1 protein-coding gene is annotated in these 1,247 nt (G+C 67.4%); it reads left to right on the top strand.

The genetic code is table 11. The features are described 5' to 3' along the window. Positions 1 to 83 precede the first annotated feature (83 nt). Positions 84 to 1,231, top strand: a protein-coding gene (locus tag Bequi_RS14110; protein ID WP_249738570.1) for an IS3 family transposase whose coding sequence is annotated in 2 segments (ribosomal slippage) — positions 84 to 354 and positions 354 to 1,231 — 1,149 coding nt in all. Because the reading frame shifts where the segments join, the coding sequence is not laid out codon by codon here. Positions 1,232 to 1,247 lie beyond the last annotated feature (16 nt).

Raw genomic sequence — 1,247 nt, 5'->3', positions numbered from 1 at the left:
TGGGCTGACCCCGTGATGTAGGTCCAGTCGTTGTGTGAGTCGTCTTGATGCTCGCTGCTGCGGGCAGGAAGACTGGTCTCATCATGACGAACACGAGGAAGCGGCACACGCCTGAGCAGGTCGTGCGCAAGCTCGGACAGGCCGACCGGATGCTGGCCGATGGCGCGGACGTCGCGGCGGTGTGCCGCGAGCTGGGCGTGTCGGAACAGACGTACTACCGGTGGCGCAACCAGTACGGCGGGCTCAAGGCCGACGACGCCAAGCGCCTCAAGGAGCTCGAGAAGCAGAACGCCACCCTCAAGCGTCTGCTCGCTGAAGCAGAGCTGGAGAAGGCGGCGCTGAAGGAGCTGGCAGAGGGAAACTTCTAGGCCCGGGCAGGAGGCGCGCCGCCGTCGCTCACCTCATCGCGAAGATGCGGGTGAGCGAGCGGATGGCGTGCCGGCTGACCGGGCTATCCAGGTCCGCCTACCGGCGCACCCTCAAGGCCGATACCGTCGCCGACCCCGACGCCGCCTTGCGTGAATGGCTGCGCGGTTACGCGAAGAAGCACCCCCGCTGGGGCTACCGGCGCGCGTACCACGACGCCCGCGGCGAGGGCTGGCAGGTCAACCACAAGAAGATCCAGCGGCTATGGCGCGAGGAAGGCCTACGCGTGCCCCAGCGACGTCGCCGTAAGCGCATCGGCTCCTCGACCGCGGACGCCCCCAAGGCGTGCGCCCCGAACGTGGTGTGGGCCATCGACTTCCAGTTCGACGTCGACGAGGCCGGGCGTCCGATCAAGATCGCGTCGATCGTGGACGAGCACACCCGGGTCTGCCTCGGCGGCCTCGTGGAACGCTCCATCACCGCCGACCGTCTCACCGACCATCTCGACGACCTCGTCAAGCTGCACGGCCCGCCCGCGGTCCTCAGAAGCGACAACGGGCCCGAGTTCATCAGCCAGGCGATCGCCGACTGGGCCGGCACCCGCACCGGCTTGTCGTACATCCCGCCCGGCTCGCCGTGGCTCAACGGCTACGTCGAGTCGTTCAACTCCCGCCTGCGCGACGAGTGCTTGAACATCAACAGCTTCTACTCACTGCTGCACGCCCAGGTCGTCATCGGCGACTGGAAGGTCGAGTACAACACCGTGCGACGCCACTCGGCGCTGGGCTACCTCACCCCGGCCGACTATGCTCGCCACTGCACCCACGAAATGGAACCCGACGACTCACACAGAGACCGGACCTAACAACGGGGGCGGCCCA

This window comes from Brachybacterium equifaecis, from assembly GCF_023509525.1.
GTDB lineage: Bacteria > Actinomycetota > Actinomycetes > Actinomycetales > Dermabacteraceae > Brachybacterium > Brachybacterium equifaecis.
This window is presented reverse-complemented; position numbering and strand designations above follow the sequence as displayed.